This window comes from Lactonifactor longoviformis (genome assembly GCF_042848515.1).
GTDB lineage: Bacteria > Bacillota > Clostridia > Lachnospirales > Lachnospiraceae > Lactonifactor > Lactonifactor longoviformis.
The window spans coordinates 1,606,669-1,620,051 of record NZ_AP031453.1; the positions used below are offsets into that span (position 1 = coordinate 1,606,669).

Below are 13,383 nucleotides of genomic sequence, written 5' to 3' on the forward strand. Positions count from 1 at the left end.
TATGAACAATTTTAAATATTTTTTAATCTGCTGTATACGGCAGATACTTAAACTTTTTTGGCTGCGGAAGGTCAATGATCGTGAAGTTGTTTTTTGCTCATATGCGGGCAGGAATATTTCATGTAATCCAATGTATATCTGCCGTTATATGCTCCAGAACTTAGATGGTGCATATAAGTATATTTGGATAGTAAATGATAGAGCAGATGTGTATATTCCGGAGGCAATGAAAGGAAAAATAGAATTGATAACGTCTAAAAGCTTTGCTTATTTTAAATATATCCTTTCTGCCAAACTTGTAATTTATAATATGGGGCTTCCGTGCGGAAGTTTATTGCCTAAAAGAGCTTCCCAAACTTATGTTAACACATGGCATGGAGGCGGAGCCTATAAACGTGCAGGAAAGGATGCTTCTTTAAATGAATTGCAGGACAAGATAGACAGATATGGCGGCAGTATTATTGATTTTTTCTTGTCTTCAAACAAAAAGTTTTCAGATATTATGTCCTCTGCGCAACAAGTAAAAAGGGAAAAGTTTTTAGAAGTTGGAATGCCCAGAAATGATAAACTGGTGAATGGAAATTTAACAGAGTTGTATAAAAAAATTAGAGAATATTATAATTTAGGCTGCCGTGATAAAATCGTACTGTTTGCTCCGACATATCGGGGGGATTTTAATACAGCTTCTTTTAATATGGAGTTGGATTATGTAAGACTAAAGGCAGCCCTCCAAAAAAGGTTTGGCGGAAATTGGATAGTGATGGAAAGAATGCACCATGCAGTACAGGGCAGGGAGCACACAGGTGTTATTAATGCAGGTGACTATCCGGATATGCAGGAACTTTTAGCTGCTATAGATGTACTAATTACTGATTTTTCTTCTAGTATGTGGGACTATGCCCTGACAAAAAAAGCAGGCTTTCTCTTTACTCCTGACATAGAAGCTTATAAAGAGGAAAGAAATTTTTATACACCGGTGGAGACTTGGCCGTATCCTGCAGCAAAATCAATGGAAGAATTAACAGATTGCATCCAATCATTTGATGAAAGCAGAAATATAGAAAAGATCGAGAAACATTTTCATCTGCTTGGAAATTGTGAAACCGGCGAAGCATCATTTAGATTACTGAGAAAATTAGGTTATATAAAATAGAGAGGGAAATAATGATTAATAAATTAAAGGGGTATGTAAAAGAACCATTTTATGCATTACTATTTATGTTGCTAGTTGTTTATGTCGGTGCCCCTCCATTTTTGAGAGAGTACACCGGAGTGTTTAGAAAGCTGGCTCTTGTATGGGCCTGTATTTTGTTAGCAGTATATTTTTGTAAAAACTATAGGAATTATTTAAACAAATATTCAGGACTTCTATTTTTACTTTGTGTGTCATATGGAATAACGATTTTAGTTAATTATCATAATAAGTTATCCAGTAATATTTTTAGTTATGCGTATTTCCTAGTGACTTTGCTGCTGTTTTTTAACGTTTTTCAGCACAGAGATAAAATAACTTCCCAAAAGTATATTAGCATTTTTATGAAGTTAAATGTCTTCGCTACATTTGTCTTTGCAGTAATAGCATTAGTAATGTTTTGCTTTAATATTGTAGGATTTTATGAGACCGACACAGGGATTCAACATTATGGACTGTATGAGAATAGGTTGTGGGGGTTATTTAATCCCAATATTGGGGGCATGAATGCCTTAATTGCTATAGCGTTTTCCTTATTTTTATATAAGCAGAATAAAAAGAAATTTTATGTGGTAAGTATAGTAATAGAATATATTTATCTTATATTAACACAGTCCAGAAGTGCGTTATTATCTTTTTTTGCATTTATAATTATATTTATAGTTTTTGTACTTATAGGTAAAGAAAAATTTTTTGTGAAGGGTAAAAAGCCGTTTTTATTTAATATCGGTAAGCTGGTTTGTATCGTTGCTATATTGCTGGTGAGTGTTCCTATAGTTAAAAACGTTGTAGTAATTATCCCTAACACTTATATTGCATTAAATAATTCTGACAGCCAAAAGCAAAAAGAGGAAGATGTAAGAGTCAAACTTGCAAGAATTGAAAATTTTGAAGAAGATAATGCAGATAATTTAAGTAACGGGAGAATTGGTATTTGGAAGGCCGGTGTTAAAGTATGGAAGACATCTCCGATATTTGGAGTTGGATTACATAACGTGTATGAAGATGTAAAGGGATATCTCGATAAAGGCACAGCCCAGGCAGTGAGAAATGGGAGTATGCATAATGTGTACATTACGACTCTGGTTTCATCGGGGGTTATGGGTGCAGCAGTGTTTTTGATATTCCTGGTTATAGTAGTCTGGAGTTTTATAAAATACCTTTTTACTGGACAGAATACTGAAAAGAAAATTCTTATGGGGTTGATATTTGCACTTATGCTGGGAGATTGTTTGGAATCCAGAATTATTTTTTCAACCTCTAATATATGCTTTATTTTTTGGACTATTTGTGGCTACTTGATTTTTTATGAAGGTGAAGAACATGTATCAGTATGATTATTTATTAGTAGGGAGTGGTTTATATTCCGGCGTTTTTGCCTATCTGGCTGCACAAAAAGGGAAAAGATGTCTTGTGTTAGAGAAAAGAACTGAAATAGGCGGCAACTTACGTTGTAGAACTTTGGAACAAATTCCTATACATGAATATGGGGCTCATATATTTCATACGAATAATAAAAAAGTGTGGGATTTTATTTGTGATTTAGTTGAGATACGGCCGTTTATTAATTCTCCAGTTGCAAATTATAAAGGAGAAATTTATAATCTGCCTTTTAATATGAATACATTCAGCAAAATGTGGGGAATAACCAAACCAGAGGAAGCAAAAGAAATTATAAGCAAACAGTGTTCCAAATTTCAGGGAATACCTGAAAATCTGGAACAACAGGCATTACAACTGGTGGGAGAGGATATTTACGAAAAATTAATCAAAGGATACACAGAAAAACAATGGGGAAGAGACTGCAAAGAACTTCCTTCATTTATTATTAAAAGAATACCAGTGCGTTATACTTATAATAATAATTATTTTAATGACATTTATCAGGGAATTCCTTATGGCGGATATAACCAATTAATGACTCGGCTTTTTGAAAAAGCCGATGTGTTATGTAATATAGATTTTAATAAGGACAGGAAGAGATGGAAGGGCAAAGCTGAAAATATTATTTATACAGGAATGATTGATGCTTATTTTGATTTCTGCTATGGAGAATTGGAATACAGAAGTTTGAGATTCGAGAGCAGCGAGGAATCTGTTAATAATTACCAAGGGGTGGCGGTTATGAATTTTACTGATAAGGACACTCCTTTTACACGTGTGATTGAGCACAAGCATTTTGAGGGCACCAGACTTTTAGACATTCCGAAGACAATCATTACGAGAGAATATCCTACAAAGTGGAAATCAGGAATGGAACCCTACTATCCGGTGAATGATGAGAAAAATAGTATTTTGTATGAACGGTATCAAGAGCTGGCGAAAGGGGAAAGTAGGCTTTATTTTGGCGGCAGATTGGGAGAGTACAAGTATTTTGATATGGATAAAACGATAGAAACGGCAATGGAATTAGCAGAGAATATATTATAATTATAAGGAGAAAGATGAATGAAAGAGTGTGTAAGTATAATAATACCTGCATACAATGCCGAAGCCGTAATCACTGCGTGCATAAAAAGTGTACAAGCACAGACATACAAAGATTTGGATATTATAATTGTTGATGATGGCTCTAAGGATCATACTGCACAACAGTGTAAAAAAATGGCTGAAGAAGACAAAAGGATCAAGGTAATTACTAAGCCAAATGGCGGTGTGTCGTCAGCTCGTAATTATGGCCTGCGTATGGCTAAAGGAAAATATATTATGTTCGTCGATTCTGATGACGTGGTGAAAGAGACTTTCTGTGAGAGAATGGTTGAGAAAATGGAGGCTACGGAAAGTGAGCTGGTAGTATGTGGGTATGAGAGCAAGGGCAATGGAGAGACTAGTTATCAGTTCCCCTTGGGGACTGAGGAACAAAAGATCAGCACATATGAAGAAAAGCTAAAATCTATATTTGTAAATGGCTGTTTTGCATCCCCGTGGAATAAGTTATATAGGAGATCTAAGATTGCGTATTTTTTTAATGAAGAGAAGGCCCAAGGGGAGGACCTGGAATTCAATATTAGATATATGATGTCAACAAAAAGTGTTGAATGTGTAAATGAATGCCTTTATATATATAAAATAGAATCTTCAGTATCATTAAGTAAGAGTACCTATATGTTAGAAATGGCCTTAGGCAACGATATGAAAAGCATCGAAAAGTTTATGATAGATAAAAAAGTGGATTTTCCAAATGTCACTAATTACTACTATAAAAATTTATCCCATCAAGTTTCGAAATTTATAGAAAGCGATCTTGTTAAAGACTACAAAATGTTCCGCGGTATTTTTAGAACAATGGAAAATGAAGGCGGTTACTATGAGATTGCAAAAAATAAAAAAAGTTTTGGGATATACTTCTGGTTATTGCGGTTAACACTTAGACTGAAAAGTGCTTTTGGGTGCTATACACTTATAAAATTTAAAATATGGTTAATCCATATACTGAGGAGATAAGGATGGATTTAATTACAGTAATTGTACCGGTTTATAATACAGAAAAATACCTTGAAAAATGTCTGGACTCAATTATTAATCAAACCTATCAGGAGCTGGATATTATATTAGTCGATGATGGATCAAGTGATAATAGCGGAAAAATATGTGATGCATATGCTGATAAGGATAACAGAATAAGGGTATTCCATCAGCCTAACAAAGGTGTCAGTGCCGCACGCAACAAAGGTATGGATGAAGCGAGAGGCAAATATATTGCTTCCGTGGACAGCGACGACTACGTTGATTTGGACATGATAGAGTATTTATATACAAATATTCAAAAGTATGATGCGGACGTAGCTACTTGCAGTAAATATCAGATATTTGCCAACCGCTCAGAGGAAAATGACAAAAAAGGGGAAGTATACGTATGTGATGCTGAAGAAACTTTTAGGCGTATGCTTTTGAATGATGGTGTTGGTTTTTCTATGAGTGATAAAATGGTAAAGCGTGATTTGATAGAAGGATTACGCTATGAAGAAGGAAAGATACATGAGGATTGCTTTTTTATCGCTTTGTGGATAGAAAGAGTTAATAAAGTGGTTATTAGTACAGTCGATAAATACCACTATATTCATAGGGCAGGAAGTATTACTACTAAATTTAAGAAAGAAAATATGTATCTGATAGAGGCTAACTATGTATTTAAACATATTGTGGATACATATTTTCCCAGATTAGACAAAGAAATGTTTTTTAGGTTAGCATGGACCCATGCGCAGCTGTTAGATCTGCTTTTTTTGGATGGGAATTTCGAGGGAGGGCCGGAGTATCAGGTGTTAGTCCGATTTTTTAGAAGAAATATATTAAAAATAATAAGGAACCCTTATATTTCTTCAAAGAGAAAAATAGCTATGGCCATATTCCAAGTATGTATTCCATTATACAAAAAATTGTCTTTAAGACAGTGGGAAAAAAGTCAGTGGGTTAATTAGTGCAGGAGACTATAGAGAATGATTGTGTTAAAAAGTGTGTTTTTGGTGGTTTGCATATTTTTTGTTTCTTATATAACGGGGGTGTTTTTGGTTTCTGTGGCACCTGCATACAATAGCAAAAAAAATCTTTTATATAAGGTGATGTTAGGATTTATTGGATGCATGGCAGCATTTCAAATTATATCCATACCTTTGATTTTTTTACAGATGGATTTTCGTTTTCTATATTATTTATTTGCAGGATGTTTACTGCTTATTGTGGTGTATTCCGTTTTTAGAAATAAAGAGGCTATATTATCTGATATTAAATATTTAGGAGCAAATCTTAAAGCCAGTAATTGGTACTATATCCCAGCGGTAATTGTTATCCTGCTTCAAATATTTGTACTCACGGCCTACATGCACATAGACGATGATGATGCCTTTTATGTTGCTACAGCTACTACAACGCTGGAAACAAATACAATGTATCAATATAACTCCTATACAGGAGAACTCCTGGATGCATTTCCTTATCGTTATGTATTGTCGCCTTTTCCTGTACTGCTTGCCGCTGTTAGCAAGTTTTCCCATATTCATCCAACGATAGTAGCACATACAGTTTTCCCTGTTGTATTTATTTCCCTTAGTTACATCGTATATTATTTGTTTTCTAAGATGCTGTTTAAAAACAAAAAACTTGAGCAAGGTATATGTTTATTTTTGCTCACAATGCTCAATATGTATGGCTACTATTCTGTATACACATCCTCCACATTTTTATTGATAAGGATCTGGCAGGGAAAGGCTGTACTTGCGGCGTGTATTTTGCCTGCTATTTTTCTGTTTTGTATGGAGTCGTGGGAGGCAGAATTCAAGTTTACTTGGAGACTTTTGATAATCGGGTGTCTGGCTGCAAGTCTATGTTCCTCTATGGGAATTATATTATCAGTTATAATGATAGGATGTGTAGGAATTGCAGGGGCAATATATTATAGAAACATCGGAATCTTAATTCGATGCGGTCTTTGCTGTATTCCAGGTTTTGTGTTGAGTACTATTTATTTGTTCATTAAATTGAAAGGAATTTAATATGCATGATATCATTCAACATATAAAAAGTTCATTTTTAATGTATAAAGGAGAGGGTTGCATTTTTTACCTTTTTCTTATCTCTTTGCTTTTGCTTTTAATTATGAGAAAGGGCAGGCGAAGGGAGAAAGATTTTTTTCTACTCTATTCTATTGGAATACTTATAATATATGCGTGTCCGTTGACCGCAAAAATCATAATGGATTATTGCATTGGCAGAGATGTATATTGGCGTATGTTTTGGCTCTTACCTATAGTTTTGGTGATTGCGTATGTATTTACCCTTATTTTCTCCCAAATCAAACAAAGTTTTCTGAAAGGGATTTGGATAGTAGTGGCTGTTGCTTTAATTGGTATATGTGGAAACTCAATGTATCATAATGAGCTTTTTAAAAATACCACAAATTATTATAAACTCCCACAAGAAGTGATCGAGATTTGTGATATTGTTTTGGATGACGCAGAGGGCGGCTATATAAAAATGGTAGTACCTAACTCATTGACCAGTTATATTAGACAATATAATGGCAGCATCAAATTGGCATATGGAAGGGAAACAGAAAAAGATGGTCAAGTTGATACACCGGAAGCCGGTATACTGTATGACGTAATGAATAATAGTTTTGAGGATCCAGCTGCGTTGGCAGAAAGCAGTAAAATGGTTAAGTGTAACTATATTGTATTGAGAAGAACCAGCACTATTTCAGAGAGTATCTCGGAGTATTCGTTTGAATATCTAAATGAAACTGAAAACTATATTATATTCAGAGAAACAGAAATATAAACAGTGAGGTGAAGACAAATGAAAAATGTAGGCATTATATTTGCCGGGGGTATAGGCAGGAGAATGAACAGCAAAGCGCTGCCGAAACAGTTTTTGAAACTTCATGAAAAGGAAATCATTATCTATACGCTGGAGCATTTTGAAAACCATGCAGAAATCGATGGCATTGTGATTGCCTGCGTTGAAGAATGGATACCCTTTCTGGAAAGGTTGATTAAGAGATATGATATTCACAAAGTTGCAGCCGTTGTTCCTGGGGGTAAAACAGGTCAGGAATCAATATATAATGCTTTGTGTGCAGCAAAAATTAATTATGGTGAAGATGCTGTAGTACTGGTGCATGACGGGGTAAGACCCTTGATAGATAGTAAAACAATAACAGATTCTATTAAGTGTGTGCATGAAAACGGTTCAGCTATTACTATCGCTCCTGCTAATGAGACAATAGTTAGTGTTGATAGGGACTCAAAAATTACTAATATTGTTGATCGTAATAGCTGTGCTGTTGCCAGGGCACCACAAAGCTTTTTTTTGGGAGAACTGCTTAATGCCCATAAACGTGCAATCAGTGAAAAGCAGGATGCATTTATAGATTCAGCATCTTTAATGCGCTATTATGGTCATAGCCTTACTAGTATTGTTGGACCTGTAGAAAATATTAAAATTACAACTCCTATGGATTTTTATACGTTTAGGGCGTTATCAGAAGCGAAGGAAAGTGCACAGTTATTTGGTGTATAAAGAGGGCTATAATTTATGAAGCATGTGGAATTAGAGGACAAAGTATTATATGAAGATTTGTGCTGGTGTGTTGAAAAAATATTGCCAATGACCGAACTGTATGGAACTACTGTGTTTGTTACCGGCGGAACAGGTTTGATTGGGTCTCTGTTTATAAAGACACTTTTGTTGGCAAATAATCTGCACAACACGAATATACAGGTGATAGCAGGGGTTAGAAGCAAGGAAAAGGCATGTAGTGTTTTTAAGGATTTTTTACCAAATAATAATTTACTTATAAAGGAAGTCGATTTATGCAGTGAAATAGTTATAGAAGAGGATCTGGATTATGTATTGCATACAGCCAGTATAACATCCTCAAAGTATTTTATTAGTAATCCTGCAGAAACTCTCGATTTGGCATATATAGGAACAAGAAATGTTTTGGAGCTGGCCAGAAAGAAGAAGGTGCGTTCTGCTGTTTATTTATCGTCAATGGAAGTATACGGCAGAAATGATAATGAAAAAGAAAAAGTAGAAGAAGAAGATTTAGGATATATTGATATCTTGAGTGTTAGAAGCAGTTACTCAGAGGGAAAAAGGATAGCAGAGTGTCTGTGTGCCTGCTATCATAAAGAGTATCATGTTCCAATAAAAATTGCCCGTTTGGCTCAAACCTTTGGTGCAGGTATCGGGAAGAGTGAAAACCGAGTATTTGCTCAGTTTGCTAGAAGTGTAATTAGTGGCAAAGATATAGTATTGCATACCTCAGGAGAATCATGGGGGAATTATTGCTATACTAGGGACTGTCTTTATGGACTTATTATTTTACTGCTTAAGGGCAAGAGCGGTCAGTCATATAATTTGACCAATGAAAAATCTTGTATCTCCATTAAAAACATGGCGGAGTTAGTTGCAGGTAAGTTTGGCAATGGTAAATCAAAGGTTATTTTTGATATACCTAATGATTCTATGACATATGGTTATGCGCCTGAGACACATGTACATTTAAGTGCTGAAAAGATGAATGAATTAGGATGGTGTGCAGAGATAGACCTGGAGGAAGCATATCAGAGAATGATTTCCAGTTTAATCATAGCAGAAAAGCAAAAAGAAATATAATATCTCAGCATCATCATTTATACTAGTTTTAGGTAAGATGTCAGTTCACAATTGTGAATACCGTCAGGCAGCGGAGGGCTTTGCCACAAGGAGACATAGAATCTTTTTTTAGTATGTTTCGGGACAGTTTTTCGTATCTTTAGTAGTGCATATATAAAGTTACTTGGTATTTAGTGGATAATTTCCTATTATAAAGGGAAATATCTTAAGTAAAATGTAATTATGCGTAAAGCTAAAACGAATGACTATCTACAGGAGGAATATCCCATTATGAAACAGAAAACTTCAAAAAAGATTCTGTGGCACAGCCTTGCCTTCATGGCTTTTTCTACAGTCTGGAGCTTCGGCAATGTAATCAACGGCTTCGCGGAATACGGAGGCCTGAAGGCAATCGTCTCATGGCTGCTGATCTTCATCATTTACTTTATCCCCTATGCACTGATGGTAGGAGAGCTGGGTTCTGCCTTTAAATTCTCCAGCGGAGGGGTTAGCTCCTGGATATGGGAGACTATTGGTCCTAAAATGGCATATTATGCCGGATGGACGTACTGGATTGTCCATATGCCTTATATTTCTCAAAAACCCAGTGCCGCCCTGATTGCAGGAAGCTGGGCACTGTTTCAGGACAACCGGGCAAGTCAGATGAATACATTAGTCCTCCAGGGCATATGCCTTGGTATTTTTTTATTTGCCATGTATATTGCCTCAAAAGGGATTCGGATATTGAAGACACTGGCAACCCTTGCCGGAACTGCGATGTTTGTAATGTCCCTGCTGTATATACTGCTTATGATGGCAGCCCCGCTTATTACAGATGCGCCGCTTGTAAATATACATTGGGATTGGGACACATTTCTTCCTGCATTTGACATGAAATTTTTTACGGGATTGTCAATATTAGTATTTGCAGTTGGGGGATGCGAGAAAATTTCTCCTTATGTAAATAAAATGAAGGATCCCTCCAGAGATTTTTCAAAAGGTATGATTGCTTTGGCTGTTATGGTGGCAGTCTGTGCAATTCTTGGAACTATTGCCATGGGAATGATGTTTGATTCCCGCCATATCCCGGATGATCTGATGACCAACGGAGCGTATTACGCATTTCAGAAGCTTGGAGGTTATTACCATGCAGGAAACTTTTTTGTGATTTTTTATGCACTTACAAATTTAATCGGTCAATTCTCGGTTATGGTATTATCCATTGATGCCCCCTTAAGAATGCTTTTGGGAAGCGCAGACGACGAGTTTATACCTAAAAAAATGTTTGTGCAAAATGCAAATGGGGCATATACAAACGGACATAAATTAGTTATGATAATTGTGGCAGTTTTAATTATTGTGCCTGCTCTGGGTATTGGCAGCGTGGATGTACTGATCCGCTGGTTAATAAAGGTTAACTCTGTCTGTATGCCCCTTAGATACCTTTGGGTATTTGTGGCATATATTGCCCTTAAAAAGTCGCAGGAGGATTTCCCTGCGGAGTACCGCTTTGTAAACAGTAAGACGCTGGGAATTCTGCTGGGTGGATGGTGCTTTTTGTTTACTGCCGCCGCCTGTGTGGGAGGAATCTATTCGGAGGATTCCTTTCAGCTGGTATTAAATATTGTTACCCCCTTCCTTTTGGTAGGCCTGGGCTTTGTTATGCCGTATCTGGCAAAAAGGGAGCGGTTATAATTTTTGATGGAAAAGGAGAGGATAGAAATGACAGAAAAAAATTGTGAGTACCGCAGAACCGCGGAGGAACTCCTGGAGTTTATAGGGAAGAGTCCCACATGTTTTCACGCAGTAAGAAATATGAAAGAGGTTCTGAATACAGAAGGGTATCAGGAACTTCTGGAGAGTGAGTCCTGGGAATTGAAGGAGGGCGGGAAGTATTATGTGGCTCGAAATGAATCTTCCCTGATTGCCTTCAGAATTCCCGGCAGAAACTTTAAGGGGTACCAGATTATGGCCAGCCACAGCGATTCTCCCACTTTTAAGATAAAAGAGAATCCGGAGATGGAGGCGGAAAAGCACTATACGAAGTTGAATGTTGAAAAATATGGCGGGATGCTTTGTGCTCCCTGGTTTGACCGCCCTCTGTCCATTGCGGGACGGATTTTGGTGAATGAAGGGGGAGAGATTGCAACCAGATTGGTAAATGTGGACAGGGATCTGGTGATGATCCCCAATCTTGCAATTCATATGAACAGGGAAGTGAACGATGGATACAAGTATAATCCACAGACAGATATGCTTCCTGTGCTGGGGGATGAGACTGCAAATGGGAGCCTCATGACGATTATCGCAGATGCCGCAGCGGTTAGCGAAGAGGATATACTGGGGCACGATCTCTTTTTGTATAACAGAGTAAAGGGCACTTTCTGGGGAGCGGGGGAGGAGTATATCTCAAGCGGAAGGCTGGATGATCTGGAATGTGCATTTTCGTCCTTCCGGGGTTTTCTGACTGCGGAAGATGGGGAGAGTGTTCCGGTACACTGTGTACTGGACAATGAGGAAGTGGGAAGCGGGACAAAGCAGGGGGCTGCGTCTACCTTTTTAAAGGACACACTGATGCGAATTAATAGGAGCCTGGGCAGAAGTGAAGAACAATACTATATGGCTCTGGCGTCAAGTTTTATGCTCTCTGCAGACAATGCCCACGGAGTGCATCCAAACCATGGGGATAAAGCGGATCCTGTTAATCGGCCGTATTTAAACGGAGGAATTGTACTCAAGTATAATGCAAACCAAAAATATACCACAGATGGGGTGGCAACTGCTGTATTCAAGACGCTCTGCAGAGAGATAGATGTCCCCTGTCAGGTATTTACTAACCGCTCCGATATCGCAGGAGGCTCAACCCTTGGAAATATAGCAAACAATCAAACTGCTATGAACACTGTAGATATTGGTTTGGCTCAATTGGCAATGCACTCTCCGTATGAGACTGGAGGAGTGAAGGATGTATTCTATTTGGTTAAGGTGGCCAGAGAGTTTTTTGGCTTAAGTATTGTTCAGCAAGGGGCTGGGAGGTTTTGCATTAAGAGGTAGAGAATAACACAAAAGGTGGCAGGGATGCCTGTTGAGTAATCCCTGCCACCTGACTGTTAAAGCGATCGAGAATGCAGATATCAGAAAATTATAAATACTCGATATGCTTTAAAGAGCTGCATCAGTTTTTATTGTTTACTTTAGATATATCGTATTGGGTGCGGTTGCATAATAATAAATTTCAGCTGACATATTTGCCATAAGATCCCGTTTTTCTGGTGTATTATATGTACCGCCATTGGTATTGTTCATAAGCCAGTCTGGGGCATCAAAGAAAGCCGCTTTCGGCTGGGTGAGCTTATAAAACTCTTCGCTTAATCCTCCGTTTCCATGGTGTCCCATCTGTATATAATCTGTTTTGAGCTGAGAACCATAGGCTGCGATAATTTCATCACTCATAACAGCACCAACATCGGAACAGAAAAGCATACTTTCCTCTTTTCCATTGATCTTGAACATGAGTGACCCATCGTTGCACAAATCATTGGTTACCTGATCTACATGGTCATCGTATGCGCTGAATACATTTACAGTAAGACCGAGCAAAGAGAAATTGTCACCGGTATGAAGATATTTCAGGCTGTCAGTTCCTTCCGTCAAATCCAAGAAGGTTTTATAGGTGTTAATATCATCCCATTCCTGGGCCTTTTTTTCATACGCTTGGTAATCCAGAGCAATCGTATAGATTTCTTTAACAGTAATTCCCTGTGGGTTAGCATAGACTTGGTTAAAGGCGCCTATATGATCTGGATGAGGGTGGGTAAGAATCCAGGCATCAACAGAATTTCCTTTTTCTGCAATAACCTCTCTTACATTTTCTTCATTATCAGTCCATCCGCCGTCAACTACTATAAGTCCTCCTGCAGAAGACTCGATGGTATAAAACATTTGGTTTTTTCCGTCGTTGTCTCCATATTGTGTGATGGACCAAGTTGTGTGAGAAGATTGAAATCTTCTGTAACTGGCGAATATAACAGCACATATAAGTATAAGACAGATTATGAATCCAATATACTTTTTCTTCATTTGTAATACCTTCC

The 13,383-nt window shown here is 37.3% G+C and carries 12 protein-coding genes; 11 read left to right on the forward strand and 1 reads right to left on the reverse strand.

Features of this window, described 5'->3' with window-relative positions; genetic code table 11:
* The first annotated feature begins 1 nt into the window (after nt 1).
* The 11 genes from ACGHCT_RS07480 (at nt 2) to ACGHCT_RS07530 (ending at nt 12,343) form a co-directional block, all read left to right on the forward strand.
* Nucleotides 2-1,153 (forward strand): CDP-glycerol glycerophosphotransferase family protein, encoded by a 1,152-nt coding sequence (locus ACGHCT_RS07480; RefSeq protein WP_390439242.1) that lies wholly within the window; start codon nt 2-4, stop codon nt 1,151-1,153.
* A gap of 11 nt (nt 1,154-1,164) precedes the next feature.
* On the forward strand, nt 1,165-2,529 hold the full coding sequence (locus ACGHCT_RS07485; protein WP_390439244.1) for an O-antigen ligase family protein: 1,365 nt from the start codon (nt 1,165-1,167) through the stop codon (nt 2,527-2,529).
* Nucleotides 2,516-3,622 carry a UDP-galactopyranose mutase gene (gene glf / locus ACGHCT_RS07490; protein ID WP_072853682.1) on the forward strand — a complete coding sequence of 369 codons (1,107 nt, stop codon included), beginning with the start codon at nt 2,516-2,518 and terminating at the stop codon, nt 3,620-3,622. Before ACGHCT_RS07485 ends, glf begins: the two co-directional genes overlap by 14 nt.
* 18 nt (nt 3,623-3,640) lie before the next feature.
* Entirely contained in the window at nt 3,641-4,636 is a 996-nt protein-coding gene (locus tag ACGHCT_RS07495; protein ID WP_072853680.1) for a glycosyltransferase family 2 protein, read from the forward strand.
* A 2-nt stretch (nt 4,637-4,638) separates the two neighbouring features.
* The gene (locus ACGHCT_RS07500) at nt 4,639-5,613 is read left to right on the forward strand and encodes a glycosyltransferase family 2 protein (protein WP_390439247.1); all 975 of its coding nucleotides are present in this window, start codon (nt 4,639-4,641) and stop codon (nt 5,611-5,613) included.
* Nucleotides 5,614-5,631: 18 nt separating this feature from the next.
* Entirely contained in the window at nt 5,632-6,684 is a 1,053-nt protein-coding gene (locus ACGHCT_RS07505) for a DUF6077 domain-containing protein (RefSeq protein ID WP_390439249.1), read from the forward strand.
* 1 nt (nt 6,685) lies between these two features.
* The gene (locus ACGHCT_RS07510; RefSeq protein ID WP_390439250.1) at nt 6,686-7,468 is read left to right on the forward strand and encodes a hypothetical protein; all 783 of its coding nucleotides are present in this window, start codon (nt 6,686-6,688) and stop codon (nt 7,466-7,468) included.
* 18 nt (nt 7,469-7,486) lie between these two features.
* A complete protein-coding gene (locus ACGHCT_RS07515) occupies nt 7,487-8,209 on the forward strand; it encodes a 2-C-methyl-D-erythritol 4-phosphate cytidylyltransferase (RefSeq protein ID WP_390439252.1) in 723 nt (240 codons plus the stop codon).
* A gap of 15 nt (nt 8,210-8,224) precedes the next feature.
* Nucleotides 8,225-9,310 (forward strand): NAD-dependent epimerase/dehydratase family protein, encoded by a 1,086-nt coding sequence (locus tag ACGHCT_RS07520; RefSeq protein WP_390439254.1) that lies wholly within the window; start codon nt 8,225-8,227, stop codon nt 9,308-9,310.
* A 270-nt stretch (nt 9,311-9,580) separates the two neighbouring features.
* Nucleotides 9,581-10,984 carry an APC family permease gene (locus ACGHCT_RS07525; RefSeq protein WP_390439256.1) on the forward strand — a complete coding sequence of 468 codons (1,404 nt, stop codon included), beginning with the start codon at nt 9,581-9,583 and terminating at the stop codon, nt 10,982-10,984.
* 27 nt (nt 10,985-11,011) lie between these two features.
* Complete coding sequence (locus ACGHCT_RS07530; protein ID WP_390439258.1) at nt 11,012-12,343, forward strand: M18 family aminopeptidase; 1,332 nt, start codon at nt 11,012-11,014, stop codon at nt 12,341-12,343.
* A gap of 135 nt (nt 12,344-12,478) precedes the next feature.
* Here the strand turns inward: ACGHCT_RS07530 and ACGHCT_RS07535 are convergent, their stop codons facing one another.
* Nucleotides 12,479-13,369 (reverse strand): ComEC/Rec2 family competence protein, encoded by an 891-nt coding sequence (locus ACGHCT_RS07535; protein WP_390439260.1) that lies wholly within the window; start codon nt 13,367-13,369, stop codon nt 12,479-12,481.
* Nucleotides 13,370-13,383: the final 14 nt, after the last annotated feature.

Coding starts and splice junctions, on each gene's coding strand:
- ACGHCT_RS07510 (WP_390439250.1), top strand. CDS start 6,686: ATGCATGATATCATTCAACATATAAAAAGTTCATTTTTAATGTATAAA.
- ACGHCT_RS07535 (WP_390439260.1), bottom strand. CDS start 13,369: ATGAAGAAAAAGTATATTGGATTCATAATCTGTCTTATACTTATATGT.
- glf (WP_072853682.1), top strand. CDS start 2,516: ATGTATCAGTATGATTATTTATTAGTAGGGAGTGGTTTATATTCCGGC.
- ACGHCT_RS07530 (WP_390439258.1), top strand. CDS start 11,012: ATGACAGAAAAAAATTGTGAGTACCGCAGAACCGCGGAGGAACTCCTG.
- ACGHCT_RS07495 (WP_072853680.1), top strand. CDS start 3,641: ATGAAAGAGTGTGTAAGTATAATAATACCTGCATACAATGCCGAAGCC.
- ACGHCT_RS07485 (WP_390439244.1), top strand. CDS start 1,165: ATGATTAATAAATTAAAGGGGTATGTAAAAGAACCATTTTATGCATTA.
- ACGHCT_RS07525 (WP_390439256.1), top strand. CDS start 9,581: ATGAAACAGAAAACTTCAAAAAAGATTCTGTGGCACAGCCTTGCCTTC.
- ACGHCT_RS07515 (WP_390439252.1), top strand. CDS start 7,487: ATGAAAAATGTAGGCATTATATTTGCCGGGGGTATAGGCAGGAGAATG.
- ACGHCT_RS07520 (WP_390439254.1), top strand. CDS start 8,225: ATGAAGCATGTGGAATTAGAGGACAAAGTATTATATGAAGATTTGTGC.
- ACGHCT_RS07505 (WP_390439249.1), top strand. CDS start 5,632: ATGATTGTGTTAAAAAGTGTGTTTTTGGTGGTTTGCATATTTTTTGTT.
- ACGHCT_RS07500 (WP_390439247.1), top strand. CDS start 4,639: ATGGATTTAATTACAGTAATTGTACCGGTTTATAATACAGAAAAATAC.
- ACGHCT_RS07480 (WP_390439242.1), top strand. CDS start 2: ATGAACAATTTTAAATATTTTTTAATCTGCTGTATACGGCAGATACTT.